General features: G+C 69.0%; 14 protein-coding genes. 3 read left to right on the plus strand and 11 right to left on the minus strand.

The genetic code is table 11. The features are described 5' to 3' along the window. Positions 1-4: 4 nt before the first annotated feature. Both QZV97_RS14560 and QZV97_RS14565 read right to left on the minus strand, forming a co-directional pair. Positions 5-811, minus strand: a complete 807-nt coding sequence (locus QZV97_RS14560; RefSeq protein WP_295643505.1) for a tetratricopeptide repeat protein — start codon at positions 809-811, stop codon at positions 5-7. Beyond that, positions 784-960, minus strand: a complete 177-nt coding sequence (locus QZV97_RS14565) for a hypothetical protein (RefSeq protein ID WP_295643508.1) — start codon at positions 958-960, stop codon at positions 784-786. The genes QZV97_RS14560 and QZV97_RS14565 overlap by 28 nt, the downstream gene beginning before the upstream one ends. 27 nt (positions 961-987) lie before the next feature. On the opposite strand from QZV97_RS14565, the gene QZV97_RS14570 reads away from it, so the two are divergent. Continuing rightward, positions 988-1,314 (plus strand): hypothetical protein, encoded by a 327-nt coding sequence (locus QZV97_RS14570; RefSeq protein ID WP_295643511.1) that lies wholly within the window; start codon positions 988-990, stop codon positions 1,312-1,314. Positions 1,315-1,316: 2 nt separating this feature from the next. Here the strand turns inward: QZV97_RS14570 and QZV97_RS14575 are convergent, their stop codons facing one another. The 9 genes from QZV97_RS14575 to QZV97_RS14615 are packed head-to-tail and all read right to left on the minus strand — an operon-like array spanning position 1,317 to position 11,167. Next, positions 1,317-2,150, minus strand: coding sequence for an NAD(P)-dependent oxidoreductase (locus QZV97_RS14575; RefSeq protein ID WP_295643514.1), 834 nt, complete (start codon positions 2,148-2,150; stop codon positions 1,317-1,319). Beyond that, positions 2,147-2,884: an SGNH/GDSL hydrolase family protein gene (locus QZV97_RS14580; protein WP_295643517.1), complete on the minus strand. Its 738-nt coding sequence runs from the start codon at positions 2,882-2,884 to the stop codon at positions 2,147-2,149. Before QZV97_RS14580 ends, QZV97_RS14575 begins: the two co-directional genes overlap by 4 nt. A gap of 19 nt (positions 2,885-2,903) precedes the next feature. Continuing rightward, positions 2,904-3,665 (minus strand): enoyl-CoA hydratase, encoded by a 762-nt coding sequence (locus QZV97_RS14585; RefSeq protein ID WP_295643520.1) that lies wholly within the window; start codon positions 3,663-3,665, stop codon positions 2,904-2,906. 26 nt (positions 3,666-3,691) lie between these two features. Continuing rightward, on the minus strand, positions 3,692-4,546 hold the full coding sequence (locus QZV97_RS14590) for an alpha/beta fold hydrolase (RefSeq protein WP_295643523.1): 855 nt from the start codon (positions 4,544-4,546) through the stop codon (positions 3,692-3,694). Continuing rightward, a complete protein-coding gene (locus QZV97_RS14595) occupies positions 4,539-5,081 on the minus strand; it encodes a DUF1569 domain-containing protein (protein ID WP_295643526.1) in 543 nt (180 codons plus the stop codon). Before QZV97_RS14595 ends, QZV97_RS14590 begins: the two co-directional genes overlap by 8 nt. A 9-nt stretch (positions 5,082-5,090) precedes the next feature. Then, positions 5,091-6,290 carry an acetyl-CoA C-acyltransferase gene (locus QZV97_RS14600; RefSeq protein ID WP_295643529.1) on the minus strand — a complete coding sequence of 400 codons (1,200 nt, stop codon included), beginning with the start codon at positions 6,288-6,290 and terminating at the stop codon, positions 5,091-5,093. A gap of 14 nt (positions 6,291-6,304) precedes the next feature. Next, positions 6,305-8,692, minus strand: a complete 2,388-nt coding sequence (locus tag QZV97_RS14605) for a 3-hydroxyacyl-CoA dehydrogenase/enoyl-CoA hydratase family protein (protein WP_295643532.1) — start codon at positions 8,690-8,692, stop codon at positions 6,305-6,307. A gap of 19 nt (positions 8,693-8,711) precedes the next feature. Next, positions 8,712-10,502, minus strand: coding sequence for an acyl-CoA dehydrogenase C-terminal domain-containing protein (locus tag QZV97_RS14610; RefSeq protein WP_295643535.1), 1,791 nt, complete (start codon positions 10,500-10,502; stop codon positions 8,712-8,714). A 26-nt stretch (positions 10,503-10,528) separates the two neighbouring features. After that, complete coding sequence (locus tag QZV97_RS14615; RefSeq protein WP_295643537.1) at positions 10,529-11,167, minus strand: TetR/AcrR family transcriptional regulator; 639 nt, start codon at positions 11,165-11,167, stop codon at positions 10,529-10,531. 170 nt (positions 11,168-11,337) lie between these two features. Between QZV97_RS14615 and QZV97_RS14620 the strand changes: the two genes are divergently transcribed. After that, complete coding sequence (locus QZV97_RS14620) at positions 11,338-12,315, plus strand: 2-dehydropantoate 2-reductase (protein ID WP_295643540.1); 978 nt, start codon at positions 11,338-11,340, stop codon at positions 12,313-12,315. 32 nt (positions 12,316-12,347) lie between these two features. Then, a partial coding sequence (locus QZV97_RS14625; RefSeq protein ID WP_295643539.1) for an HNH endonuclease occupies positions 12,348-12,834 on the plus strand: 487 nt, incomplete at its 3' end.

The raw sequence follows: 12,834 nt of genomic DNA on the forward strand, positions 1-12,834 counted from the left end.
CGGCCTAGCGCGTCGCGCCGCCGCCCGAGGCCAGTGCCGAGACGGCGGCCGGATAGTTCTGCGCGGCGGCGCGCTTCAGCCAGGCAGCGCTCTGCGGCAGATCGACCGCGCGGCCGCGCCCGGTGCGCAGCATGACGGCCAGCGCGTACTGGGCTTCGGCCTCGCCGGCCTCGGCGGCGACCTCGAAGCGGCGCGCGGCTTCGTCCAGGCTGCGCGGCACGCCGCGGCCGGCCTCGTACATCCACGCCAGCCGCGTCTGCGCGGCGCGGTCGCCTTGCTGGGCCAGGCGCTCGTACAGCGCTGCGGCCTCTGCATGGCGGCCACTGCTGCCCATCAGCTCGGCTTGCTGGTAGGCCGACAGCGCCGCGGTCGGCTGGCCCAGCGTGGCGAGTCGCTCGGCGGCATCCTTGTCGCCGCCCTGGGCCGCGAGATTGAGGAAGACGCGTGCCCTGGCCGGGTCCTTCGGCAGCAAGCCGCCGCTGCTGTAGAGCATGCCGAGCCGATACTGCGCCTTGAAGTTGCCGGCCTGTGCCGCACCGGCGTAGAGCGTCTCGGCCTTCTTCATGTCCTGCGGCTCGCCCAGGCCGTCCTCGGCCAGCACGCCGAGGTTGAACAGCGCATCGCCGTTGCCGATTTCGGCCAGCGTCTCCCAGACCTCGCGGGCGGCGGCGTAGTTCGCCATCTTGAACTCGGCGTAGGCCTTGTAGTTGCCCATCGCCGGATTGCGCAGCCAGTCGGCGCGCGTGCTGTCCTGCGCCTGTGCCGCGGCAGGCAGAGCGAGCGTCAGCGAGAAGAGAAGGTAGCGAAGCATTTAGTGGCGTGAAAAGTAAACGACGCCAGTATCGCCGTCTCTGCTGTCTCAGTCATGAACAAACTGCTACGTTGCAGCGCAGCAATCCAGCGGGTCGTCAGGGTCAGCGCCAGCGTGCGCAGCGCGGTGGCGCGGCGCACAGTCTTCATCGTGCGGGCGAGTCGTCGCCCGTCGTGATGAACCCCATGCAGGCCGATCCCTTTCTCCACTTCGCCCGGGTGAACAAGCCCTACGTGCTGCTCTGGGAGCCGGATTCCGGTCGGGCCGCTGCCTACGACGCCTGCCATCGCCTCGTGACCGAGCAACCGAGCGCCGCGCTCGTCGACTTCGCGCTCAAGCGCCACGTGCACAGCGAGCCCTGGGACGACCTGCAGGCCAGCGCCCTCGGGGGCGCCGAGCCACCGAGCTGGGCACAGCAGGTGTCGCTGTCCCGCTGCCGGCTCTACTGGCTGCGCGACGGCTGGTCCAAGCTGCGCGACCTGCTGGATACGCCGGACGCCTGAGTTCAGTCGACGAAGAAGTCCGGGATGAAATCCTTCGTCCCCGGCGTGACGCTGTACTTCTCCAGGTCGGTGATGCCGTGCTGCGCGAGCAGGGTGTCGTCGATGAAGAAGTTGCCGGTGGTCGTCCTGGCGTCGCCGGTGAGGATCAGGTAAGCGGCGTCGGCCAGGATCTCCGGCGTGCGGCACTTCGCGACGTCCACGCCCGGGATCATCTGCAGCGCCGCGGTCGCGATCGCGGTGCGCGGCCACAGGCTGTTGACGCCGATGCCGTAGGGCCTGAACTCGGCCGCGTGGCCCAGCGTGCATTCGCTCATGCCGTACTTGGCCATCGTGTAGGCCACGTGGCGCTGAAACCAGTGCGGCTTCATCGACAGCGGCGGACTCATGTTCAGCACCTGCGGGTTGCGGCCCTGCTCGCCGGACTTGATGAGATGCGGCAGGCAGGCCTGGGTGCACAGGTAGGTGCCGCGCACGTTGACGCCGAACATCAGGTCGAAGCGCTTCATCGGCGTCGCGTGCGTCGGCGTCAGGCTGATCGCGCTGGCGTTGTTGACCAGGATGTCGAGGCTGCCGAAGCGCTCGACGGTCTGCGCCACCGCGGCCAGCACGCTGGCCTCGTCGCGGATGTCGCCGGCGATCGGCAAGGCCTGACCGCCGGCGGCGACGACCTCCTCGGCCGCGCTGTGGATCGTGCCGGGCAGCTTGGGGTTCGGGTCGGTGGTCTTGGCGATGATCGCCACGTTGGCGCCGTCGGCGGCGGCGCGCTTCGCGATCGCCAGGCCGATGCCGCGGCTCGCGCCGGTGATGAAGAGGGTCTTGCCCTTGAGGCTGCTCATGCGGGTCTCCTGGTGAGCTCGATCGCGGGCAGCACCTGCCGCACGATGTGATGGGCCAGTGCCTCGCCACACACGCGGTAGACGGCCGGCCCGGGATGGAAACCGTCGGCCGCCATGTGCTCGCGGCCGAGGTGGAGATCGATCGTGCAGTGGCTCACGCCGGGCTGTCGCGCGGCCCAGGCGGCCTGCGTGGCGTCGAGCCGGCGCGCGTCGCGGCCGATCACCGCGCGCAGCGGGTTGGGCAGCAAGGGGAACTCGTGCATCGGTGGCAGCGGCGCGAACACGACGTGACGCACGCCGGCGCGCTGGCGCAGGCGCTCGACGAGCGCGGCTCGCGCCAGCAGCGCGCGGTGCGCCGGCACCTGCTCGACCACGTCGTTGACGCCCAGCACCGCCACCGCGATGTCGGCCGGCGCGAGCGCTGCGTCGTCGAGCAGCGTCATCGCGTCGGCGGTGCTGACGCCCGAGCGGGCGACCAGCTGCCAGCGCACGCGTCGCGCCGCCGCGCTGGCGAGCGTGCGGCTCAGGTGCCCGGCCAGCGCCTCGTCCTGGGTCGCGGCGCCGACGCCGGCGGCCGACGAGTCGCCGACGATCAGCAGGCGCAACCGCGGGCCGGAGCCGAGCTCGCCCTCGCGCGGCCCGTCCGCCTCCGGCAGCGTCACCGCATGCCGCCGCGCGCCGCGGGCCTGCCACAGCAGCAGGGGCCCGAGCGCCAGCTTGGCGAGCAGCGTCATGCGGGCCGCCGAGTGAGTCTCAGAACTTCGAGAAATCCGGCTTGCGCTTCTCGAAGAAGGCCTGGAAGGCCTCGCGCGCCTCGGGGCTGCGCAGCTGCGCCGCGAAGACCTGGCCTTCGGCGCCGATCTGCTCCATCACCGTGGCGCGGCCGGCACGCTGCATCAGCTTCTTGGTCTCGCGCACGGCGTTCGGCGGCAGCGCGACGAAGCGCTCGGCCACGCGGCGCGCGTGCGGCAGCACCTCGGCCGCCGGCAGCACGGCGTTGGCGAGGCCCAGCTCGACGGCCTCGGCGCCGCTCATCGGGTCGCCGAGCAGCAGCTTCTCGGCCGCCTTGGCGCGCCCGACCAGGGCCGGGAACAGCAGGCTGGACGCGAACTCGGCCACCAGTCCGAGGCTGGTGAAGGGCATCGCCAGCCGCGCCTCGTCGGACACGTAGACCAGGTCGCAGTGCAGCAGCATCGTCGTGCCGATGCCGATGCCGGCCCCGGTGACCGCGGCGACCACCGGCTTGTCGCACTCGGTCAGCGCGGCCATGAACTTGAAGACCGGCGAGTCGGCGCCCTGCGGCGGGCGCTGCATGAAGTCCTCGAGGTCGTTGCCGCTGGTGAAGATGCCGGGCTGGCCGGTGATCAGCAACGCGCGCACGCTCGCGTCGAGCTGGGCGTCGAGGATGGCCTCGGCCATCTGCTGGTACATCGCCATCGTCAGCGCGTTCTTCTTCTCGGGGCGCGCGATCTCGATGGTGGCGACGCCGTTCAGCGTGGCGGTCTTGATGCTCATGGGCGGTCTCCGGGTCGGGGATGGGGTCAGGGGGCGGCGTGCTGCTCGATCCAGCGCGGCACGATCGGCCACAGGCTGTCGCGCATCTTGTCGCGGAAGAAGCCGAAGTGGCCGATGCGCTGCAGGCCGTGGTCGGCGGGTGCGACGCGGCGGTACTCGATGCGTGCACTGCGGTACAGGCCGAACAGCGAGCGCGTGCCTTCCCAGGTCATCAGCTCGTCGTCGTTCATCGACAGCACCGTCAGCGGGAGCTGCACGCGCGCGAGTTCGGCGCGCACGGCGTCGCTCTCGCCGCCGACGTAGTCCGGATGCAGGCACCAGCGCCGCCATTGCGCCATCACGCCGGCCGGCAGGTCGCCGACCTTGCGCAGCTTGCGGCCCGGGAAATAGCCGAACAAGCCGAGCGCCAGCGGTGCGACAACCCACCACAGCCACCACACCTTGAGGCGCAGCCCGGTCGCGTTGTGGCGCCAGTAGCCGCTGCCAGCGGCGACCGACAGCACGCTTGCCAGTCGCTCGTGGCCCGGGACCAGGCCGACGATCTGCGCGCCCAGGCTGTGGCCGAGCCAGTGCATCGGCACGCCGGGCCAGCGCGCCTCGGCGGCGGCCAGTGCGGCGGCGCAGTCCTGGCGCGCCCAGGTCAGCACGTCGGCGCGCTCTTCCTGCAGCGGCCCGCGGCGCGAGCGGCCCATGCCGCGATAGTCGAAGCTCAGCACGGCGATGCCTTGCGTCGCCAGCCAGCGCGCCATCGGGGCGTAGTAGTCCTGGGCGACGCCCATCGCACCGCCGATCACCACCGCCGCGCGCGGCGTGCCGGCGGGATCGTGGGCCGTCGCGGCGATCGGTGTGCCGTCGCTGGCTTTCAGCGTCAGCTCAGGCATGTTGCGTCTCCTCGAACTGCTGCCAGTGGGCCGCCAGGTGCATCTGGTGGGCGCGCGCGTAGGACGCCTTGTCGAGCGGCCCGTAGGCGAAGTGCGGCGCCAGCGGGCCGGCATGCGCCTCGAAGGCGTCCATCGCCTTCAACAAGCGCAGTGCGGCGGCTTCGATCGGCAGCGCCGCGTCGAGCGTCGGTGCACCGGGGATCGGCTCGTCCAGCGGATGCGTCATCGCGCCGCGCGCGTCGAACAGCGCATGGGCCGCGCTGCCCAGCGTGCGCGTGAACCAGGCCGGCTTCAGCTGCGGATAGCCGGCCAGCGAGCCCTCGATGCTCTGCGCCAGATGCTGCAGTGTCTGGCCGAGCGACCAGGCCCCGGTGCTGCGCCAGCGCGAGCCGGGTTGGGCCAGTGCGACGACCGCGTTGCGCGCCTCGGCCCAGCTGCCGAAGCGCTCGACGCGACCCGGCGCGCAGCCGGCCAGTCCGCCGCCCGCCGCGATGGTGGCACCGGCGAGGACGTGGCGGCGGCTCAGGCCCGGCATCGCTGTGCCCTACACACGCTCGAACACACCAGCGGCGCCCTGCCCCATGCCCACGCACATCGTGACCATGCCGTACTTCAGGTTGTGGCGCTGCAGCGCATGCACGACGGTGGCCGAGCGGATCGCGCCGGTCGCACCGAGCGGGTGGCCGAGCGCGATCGCACCGCCCATCGGGTTGACCTTGGCGCGGTCGAGCCCGACGGTGTTGATGACGGCCAGCGCCTGCGCCGCGAAGGCTTCGTTCAGCTCGATCCAGCCCAGGTCGTCGAGCTGGAGCCCGGCATGCTTCAGCGCAACCGGGATCGCCTCGATCGGGCCGATGCCCATGATCTCGGGCGGCACGCCGCGGATCGCGAAGCTGACGAAGCGCGCCAGCGGCTTCAGGTCGAACTGCCGGCAGGCCTTCTCGGACGCGAGGATCAGCGCGCCGGCGCCGTCGCTGGTCTGCGAGCTGTTGCCGGCGGTCACGCTGCCCTTGGCCGCGAACACCGGACGCAGCTTCGCCAGGCCTTCGAGCGAGGTGTCGGGGCGGGCGCCTTCGTCGAGGTTCACGGTGCGGGTCCTGGTGCCGATCTCGCCCGTCGCGAGTTCGGGGAAGCGGTCCACGATCTCGATCGGCGTCATCTCGGCGCCGAACTCGCCCGCCGCCATCGCCTTCAGCGCGCGCTGGTGCGACGCGAGTGCGAACTCGTCCTGCGCTTCGCGGCTGATCTTCCACTGCGCGGCGACCTTCTCGGCCGTCAGGCCCATGCCGTAGGCGATGCCGACGTTCTCGTCCTTCGCGAACACGGCCGGGTTGAACGAGGGCTTGTTGCCGCCCATCGGCACCATGCTCATCGACTCGGCCCCGCCGGCGATCATCACGTCGGCCTCGCCGATGCGGATGCGGTCGGCGGCCATCTGCACCGCGGACAGGCCCGAGGCGCAGAAGCGGTTGACCGTGACCCCGCCGACCGAGTGCGGCAGCCCGGCCAGCACCATGGCGGCGCGCGCCATGTTCATGCCCTGCTCGCCTTCGGGGAAGCTGCAGCCGATGATCGCGTCCTCGATCGCCTTCGGGTCGAGGCTCGGTACCTGGCGCAGCGCGCTCTGCACGGCGGCGACCAGCAGGTCGTCGGGGCGGGTGTTGCGGAAGTAGCCGCGGCCTGACTTGCCGATCGGCGTGCGGGTGGCGGCGACGATGTAGGCGTCTTGCACTTGCTTGCTCATGGTCATCGCTCCAATCAGTTCCGAACCGGCTTGCCGGTCTGCAGCATCCCCATGATCCGTTCCTGGGTCTTGGGGTGGTCGAGCAGCGAGCAGAAGTGCTTGCGCTCCAGGCTCATCAGGTACTCCTCGCTGACCAGCGATCCGGCGTCGACCTCGCCGCCGCAGACCACGTCGGCGATCAGCGCGCTGATGTGGAAGTCGTGCGCGCTGATGAAGCCGCCGTCGCGCATGTTGGCGAGCTGACCCTTGATGGTCGCGATGCCGCTGCGACCCGCGACCGGGAACAGGCGCCTGGTCGGCGCGCGGTAGCCCGACTCGAACATCGCCTTGGCCTGGCTGATCGCCACGTGCAGCAACTCGTCCTTGTGCGCGACGATCACGTCGGAGTCGAGCAGGTAGCCGAGCTTGCGGCTCTCGATCGCGCTCGTGCCGACCTTGGCCATCGCGGCGTTGGTGAAGCCGTCGGTCGCGAACTTCAGGATGTCGGCGTTGGCATTGCCCGCGCCGGCCATCTCGGCCGCGCGACGCGCGATGTAGGCCAGGCCGCCGCCGGCCGGCACCAGACCGACGCCGACCTCGACCAGGCCCACATAGCTCTCCATCGCGGCGACGCGCTTCGCGGAATACACCGCCAGCTCGCAGCCGCCGCCCAGCGCGATGCCGCGCAGCGCCGACACGACCGGCACGCTGGCATAGCGCAGGCGCAGGAAGGCGTCCTGCAGCTTCTTCACTTCCGGATTGATGCCCTTGGAGCCCATCTTCATGAACACCGGCATCAGCGCCTCGAGATTGGCGCCGGCCGAGAACACGTCGTCGGGCGACCAGATCACCAGCCCCTTGTGGCCGGCCTCGGCGATGTCGACGGCCTTCAGGAGCCCCTCGACGACGGCCGGGCTGATCAGGTGCAGCTTGGCGGTGATGGACGCGATCGCGACCTCGCCGTCGAGCGTCCAGACGCGGACCTCTTCGTTCTTGAACAGCTCGGTGCCGGCCTTCAGCGGCTCGACGGCGCCGCTGCCCAGTACGTTCTCGGGGAAGTGCTGGCGCTGGTAGACGGCCAGGCCGCTGCGCGGGACGTAGGCCTTGCGGCTCGGCGACCACGAACCCTCGGGCGTGTGCACGCCGGTCCGCCCGTCGAAGACCCATGCCGGCAGCGGCGCCTTGGAGAGCGCCTTGCCGGCCTCGATGTCGTCCTTCACCCAGCCGGCCACCTGCTGCCAGCCGGCGGCCTGCCACAGCTCGAACGGGCCCTGGCTGACGCCGAAGCCCCAGCGCATCGCGAAGTCCACGTCGCGCGCGCTCTCGGCGATGTCTTCGAGGTGCACCGCGGCGTAGTGGAAGCCGTCGCGCAGGATGGCCCACAGGAACTGTGCCTGCGCATTGCTCGACTCGCGCAGCAGCTTCAGGCGCTCGGCCGGCGCCTTCTTGAGGATGCGCGCGACGATCTCGTCGGCCTTGCCGCCGCCGGGCACATAGTCCTGTTTGGCGGGGTCGAGGCGCAGGATGTCCCTGCCGACCTTCTTGTAAAAGCCGGCCCCGGCCTTCTGGCCCAGCGCGCCGGCCTTGATCAGGCCCTCGAGCACCGGCGGCGTCGCATAGGCCGGGAAGAAGGGGTCGTCGGCCAGGTTATCCTGCAGCGTCCTGATGACATGCGCCATCGTGTCCAGGCCCACCACGTCGGCGGTGCGGAAGGTCCCGCTGCTGGCGCGGCCGAGCTTCTTGCCGGTCAGGTCGTCGACCACGTCGTAGCTCAGGCCGAAGGTCTCGGCCTCCTTCATCGTCGCCAGCATGCCGGCGATGCCGACGCGGTTGGCGATGAAGTTCGGCGTGTCCTTGGCGCGCACCACGTTCTTGCCGACGAAGGTGGTGACGAAGCTCTCCAGCTGATCGAGCACCAGATCGTCGGTGGTTGGCGTGTCGATCAGCTCGACCAGCGCCATGTAGCGCGGCGGGTTGAAGAAGTGGATGCCGCAAAAGCGCGGCTTGATCTCGGCCGGCAACGCCTCGGCCAACGTCGTGATCGACAGCCCCGAGGTGTTCGACGCGACGATCGCATGCGCCGGCAGGTGCGGCGCAATCTTCTTGTAGAGGTCGAGCTTCCAGTCCATGCGCTCTGCTATCGCTTCGATGACCAAGTCGCACTCGCCCAGCAGCGCCAGGTGCTCTTCGTAGTTGGCGGCCTGGATCAGCGCCGCGTCTTCGGTCAGGCCGAGCGGTGCCGGCTTCAGCTTCTTCAAGCCATCGATGGCTTTGGTGACGATGGAATTCTTCGCACCCTCTTTCGCCGGCAGGTCGAACAGCACCACCGGCACCTTGACGTTGACCAGATGCGCCGCGATCTGCGCGCCCATTACGCCGGCACCGAGGACAGCGACTTTGCGAACGTTGAATCGGTTGTTCATTGCTTCTATCTCCTGCAGATCAGAACAGAGCTTCTTCCATCGCCATCAGCGGCGCCACGCCGGCGCGCGCGCTGCGGATCAGCGAGGCCGTTTCCGGCAACAGCTTGGCGAAGTAGAAGCGCGCGGTGGCGAGTTTGGCGGTGTAGAACGGATCGCCCGAGTCTTTCTTCGCCAACGCAATCTTTGCCGAGCGGGCGAAGAAATAGGCGAAGCACAGGTGTCCGACGACGCGCAGGTAGTCCACGGCAGCAGCGCCGACCTCGTCCGGGTTCTGGAAGGCTTTCATACCGAGTTCGGTGGTCAGCTTCGTCACCTTGTCGCCGATGTCGGCCAGCGGGTTGACGAACTCCTGCATGTTCTCGTTGACGCCTTCTTCTTCGACGAAGTCGATGATGCGCTGGCCGAAGGCCTTCAATTTCTTGCCGTTGTCGGCCAGCACCTTGCGGCCGAGCAGGTCGAGCGATTGGATCGTGTTCGTGCCTTCGTAAATCATGTTGATGCGCGAATCGCGCACGAACTGCTCCATGCCCCACTCGGCGATGTAGCCGTGGCCACCGAAGACCTGCATGCAATGCGAGGTGGCAATCCAGGCGTTGTCGGTGAAGAAGGCTTTCAACACCGGCGTCAGCAGCGCCACTTCGTCGGCGCATTGCTTGCGCAAGTCTTCGTCGTCAGTGGCCAGTTCCTGGTCGAGCAGCAGCACGGTGTGCAGCGCCAACGCGCGGGCGCCTTCGGCATAGGCGCGCGCGGTGAGCAGCATCTTGCGCACGTCCGGATGCACGATGATCGGGTCGGCCGGTTTGTCCGGCGCCTTCGGGCCCGACAGGCTGCGCATCTGCAAGCGGTCTTTGGCGTACGCCACCGCGTTCTGGTACGCCGCTTCGGTCAAGCCGAGGCCCTGGTTGGCCACACCGATGCGTGCGCCGTTCATCATCACGAACATCGCCGGCAGGCCCTTGTTCGGCTCGCCGACGAGCCAGCCGAGCGCGCCGTCCATGTTCATCTGGCAGGTGCTGTTGCCGTGGATGCCCATCTTGTGTTCGATCGCGCCGCAGGTGATGGCGTTGCGCGCACCGAGCGTGCCGTCGGCGTTGGCCAGGAACTTGGGCACGATGAACAGCGAGATGCCTTTGCTGCCCTGCGGCGCGTCGGGCAACCGCGCCAGCACCAGATGCAGGATGTTCTCGGCCAGGTCGTGCTCGCCCGACGAGATGAATATCTTGCCGCCGGTGATCTGGTAGCTCCCGTCAGGCTGAGGCTCGGCCTTGCTGCGCAGCATTCCCAGGTCGGTGCCGCAATGCGCTTCGGTCAGGCACATCGTGCCGGTCCACTGGCCGGAGGACAGCTTCGGCAAATACAGCTGCTTCTGCTCCGGCGTGCCGTGCACGTGCAGGCACTCGTACGCGCCGTGCGACAGGCCGGGGTACATCGCCCAGGCCTGGTTGGCGCTGTTGAGCATTTCGTAAAAGCACTGGTTCACCAGATGCGGCAGGCCCTGGCCGCCATAGGCCGGGTCGCAGGACAGTGCCGGCCAGCCGCCTTCGACGTACTTTGCATACGCTTCCTTGAAGCCCTTCGGCGTGGTCACGGCGTGCGTGCTCTTGTCGTGATGGCAGCCTTCCTGATCGCCGCTGATGTTGAGCGGCTGCAGCACTTCACTCGCAAACTTGCCGCCTTCTTCGAGCACGGCGTTGACCGTGTCGACGTCGAGGTCGGCGTACGCCGGGATCGTCTTCAACGTCGGCACCATGTCGAGCAACTCGTGCAGCACGAACTGCATGTCGCGCAGCGGTGGGGTGTACTGGGCCATCTTGATTTCTCCCTGGGTAAAGCGGATCAGCGGGGGGGTGGCGAGGCGACGTAATGCGCAATCACATGCTCGAACGCGCGCTGCACGCGCTCCATCGCGCCGGGCAGGCGCAGGAAGCGTGCGTCGTGGTGCAGCGCCAGGATCAGGCCGTGCAGCTCGAACAGCATCTGCATCGCGTCGGTGTTGGGCGCGAGGTGCCCTTCCTCGATAGCGATGCGAATCGCGCGCTCCAGCGCGCTGTGCCAGGCGCGCACCATCGACGCCAGCGCGTCGCGCACGGGACCCGGCCGGTCGTCGAACTCGACCGCGCCGCTGATGTAGATGCAGCCCGCGTCGAGTTCGATCGAGACGCGCTTGACCCAGCGTTCGAACAGCGCGCGCAAGCGAGGCAGGCCGCGCGGCTCGGCCAACGCGGGGTAGAACACCTCTTCCTCGAACTTGGCGTTGTACTCACGCACGACCGAGATCTGCAGCTCCTCGCGCGAGCCGAAGTGAGCGAAGACGCCCGACTTGCTCATCTGCGTCACCTCGGCCAGCGCGCCGATCGACAAGCCTTCGAGGCCGACATGCGAGGCCAGGCCGAGCGCGGCGTCGAGGATCGTGGCGCGGGTTTGCTGGCCCTTCTGGGCCGGCTTCGTGGCGCGGGTGTCGGTGTCCAAGGCCATGGCCAGAGCAATCTGCGTGAATGAATCGAACGTTCGTTCTATTTTGCAGATTCCAAGGCACCGGGCCTGTCGATTTCTTGGGGTTTTCTAGGGCTTCGCACCTATCGGCCACTCGGGTAAACCCGCATCCGGGCCGCTCTACGATCGCGCCCGATAGCGGAGGACACGCGATGAAGGTCTGTGTGGCGGGGCTCGGCGCGGTCGGCGGGCTGGTGGCGGCGCGCTTGGCGCTGGCCGGGCATGAAGTCTCGGCGTTGGCGCGGGGCGCGACGCTGACAGCAGTGCGCGAGCGCGGCTTGGTGCTCGTCAGCCACCAGGGCGAACGCCGTGTCGCGCACATCGAGGTGGCAGCCACGGCTGCGGATTTGACGCGGCCGGACTTGTTGATCGTCACGTTCAAAGGCCCAGCCTTGGCCGCCGACGCAAGCCAGCTCTCACCGCTGATCGACGCGCACACCGTCGTGCTGCCGATGATGAACGGCGTTCCGTGGTGGTTCCTGCAGCCGGGCGACGCCGAGCCGCTGGCCAGCGTCGATCCTCACGGCCACATCGCAGCCACGCTGCCGCTGGCGCAGACGCTCGGCGCGGTGGTCCACCTGACGTGCGTCGGCACCGCGCCGGGCGAAGTTAGGCACGGCTTCGGCGAGCGGCTGATCGTCGGTGAACCCGGCGGCGGCGCCGGCGAGCGCGTCGAACGCGTCGCCGCACTGCTGCACGGCGCCGGCTTCGCCGCCGAGCGCAGCAGCGACATCCGCCGCGACATCTGGTTCAAGCTCTGGGGCAACATGACGACGAACCCGGTCTCGGCGCTGACCGGCGCGGCGTGCGACGCCATCCTCGACGACGAGCTGGTCAGCGCCTTCATGGCGCGCGGCATGGCCGAAGCCGCTGCCATCGGCGCGCGCATCGGCTGCCCCATCGAGCAAACGCCCGAAGCACGCATGGCCGTGACGCGACAACTCGGCGCGTTCAAGACATCGATGCTGGTCGATGCCGAAACGGGCCGCGCGCTCGAACTCGACGCACTCGTCGGCGCCGTGCGCGAGATCGGCGCACGCGTCGGCGTGGCAACGCCGAACATCGACGCATTGCACGGATTGGCGCGTTTGATGGACCGCACGCGGCGTGGCGAGGGTTCGCGTCATTGAAGCGCCATCGCGCAATCGTTTAATCTCCGGCCGTGGATGTCCTTCAACTCGATGTCTCCGGCCGCCCGCAAGCCTGGATCACGCCCAGGGAAGCAGCGGTCATCTACGCCAGCGACGGTGTCGCCTGGACGCTCGGCGACGCCTGCCACGTGCTGCGCGGCGGCATCCAGCGCACGACGGGCAAGCAGTCGCGCATCGAGGTCCACGCCATCATCGCCGTGCGCGGCTCGGTGCCCAGCCGCGCCTGGCGGGTCACGCCGACCATCACCAACAGCAAGCTCTTCGTGCGCGACCGCAACATCTGCGCGTACTGCGGCGGCCGCTTCATTTTCGAAGACCTGACGCGCGAGCACATCGTGCCGGTGTCGCGTGGCGGCGACGATGCGTGGATGAACTGCATCACCGCCTGCCGCTCGTGCAACGGCCACAAAGGCAACCGCCTGCCCGAAGAAGCGCGCATGTCACTGCTCTACCTGCCCTACGTGCCCAGCCTGCACGAGGACATGATCCTGCGCGGCC

The sequence above is a fragment of the uncultured Methylibium sp. genome, assembly GCF_902826655.1.
In the GTDB taxonomy this organism is placed as follows: domain Bacteria; phylum Pseudomonadota; class Gammaproteobacteria; order Burkholderiales; family Burkholderiaceae_C; genus Methylibium.

What these genes read in the sequence shown, in the direction of transcription:
- QZV97_RS14570 (WP_295643511.1), top strand. Translation starts at nt 988, where the DNA reads ATGAACCCCATGCAGGCCGATCCCTTTCTCCACTTCGCCCGGGTGAAC.
- QZV97_RS14590 (WP_295643523.1), bottom strand. Translation starts at nt 4,546, where the DNA reads ATGCCTGAGCTGACGCTGAAAGCCAGCGACGGCACACCGATCGCCGCG.
- QZV97_RS14595 (WP_295643526.1), bottom strand. Translation starts at nt 5,081, where the DNA reads ATGCCGGGCCTGAGCCGCCGCCACGTCCTCGCCGGTGCCACCATCGCG.
- QZV97_RS14620 (WP_295643540.1), top strand. Translation starts at nt 11,338, where the DNA reads ATGAAGGTCTGTGTGGCGGGGCTCGGCGCGGTCGGCGGGCTGGTGGCG.
- QZV97_RS14585 (WP_295643520.1), bottom strand. Translation starts at nt 3,665, where the DNA reads ATGAGCATCAAGACCGCCACGCTGAACGGCGTCGCCACCATCGAGATC.
- QZV97_RS14565 (WP_295643508.1), bottom strand. Translation starts at nt 960, where the DNA reads ATGAAGACTGTGCGCCGCGCCACCGCGCTGCGCACGCTGGCGCTGACC.
- QZV97_RS14600 (WP_295643529.1), bottom strand. Translation starts at nt 6,290, where the DNA reads ATGAGCAAGCAAGTGCAAGACGCCTACATCGTCGCCGCCACCCGCACG.
- QZV97_RS14580 (WP_295643517.1), bottom strand. Translation starts at nt 2,884, where the DNA reads ATGACGCTGCTCGCCAAGCTGGCGCTCGGGCCCCTGCTGCTGTGGCAG.
- QZV97_RS14605 (WP_295643532.1), bottom strand. Translation starts at nt 8,692, where the DNA reads ATGAACAACCGATTCAACGTTCGCAAAGTCGCTGTCCTCGGTGCCGGC.
- QZV97_RS14610 (WP_295643535.1), bottom strand. Translation starts at nt 10,502, where the DNA reads ATGGCCCAGTACACCCCACCGCTGCGCGACATGCAGTTCGTGCTGCAC.
- QZV97_RS14560 (WP_295643505.1), bottom strand. Translation starts at nt 811, where the DNA reads ATGCTTCGCTACCTTCTCTTCTCGCTGACGCTCGCTCTGCCTGCCGCG.
- QZV97_RS14575 (WP_295643514.1), bottom strand. Translation starts at nt 2,150, where the DNA reads ATGAGCAGCCTCAAGGGCAAGACCCTCTTCATCACCGGCGCGAGCCGC.
- QZV97_RS14615 (WP_295643537.1), bottom strand. Translation starts at nt 11,167, where the DNA reads ATGGCCTTGGACACCGACACCCGCGCCACGAAGCCGGCCCAGAAGGGC.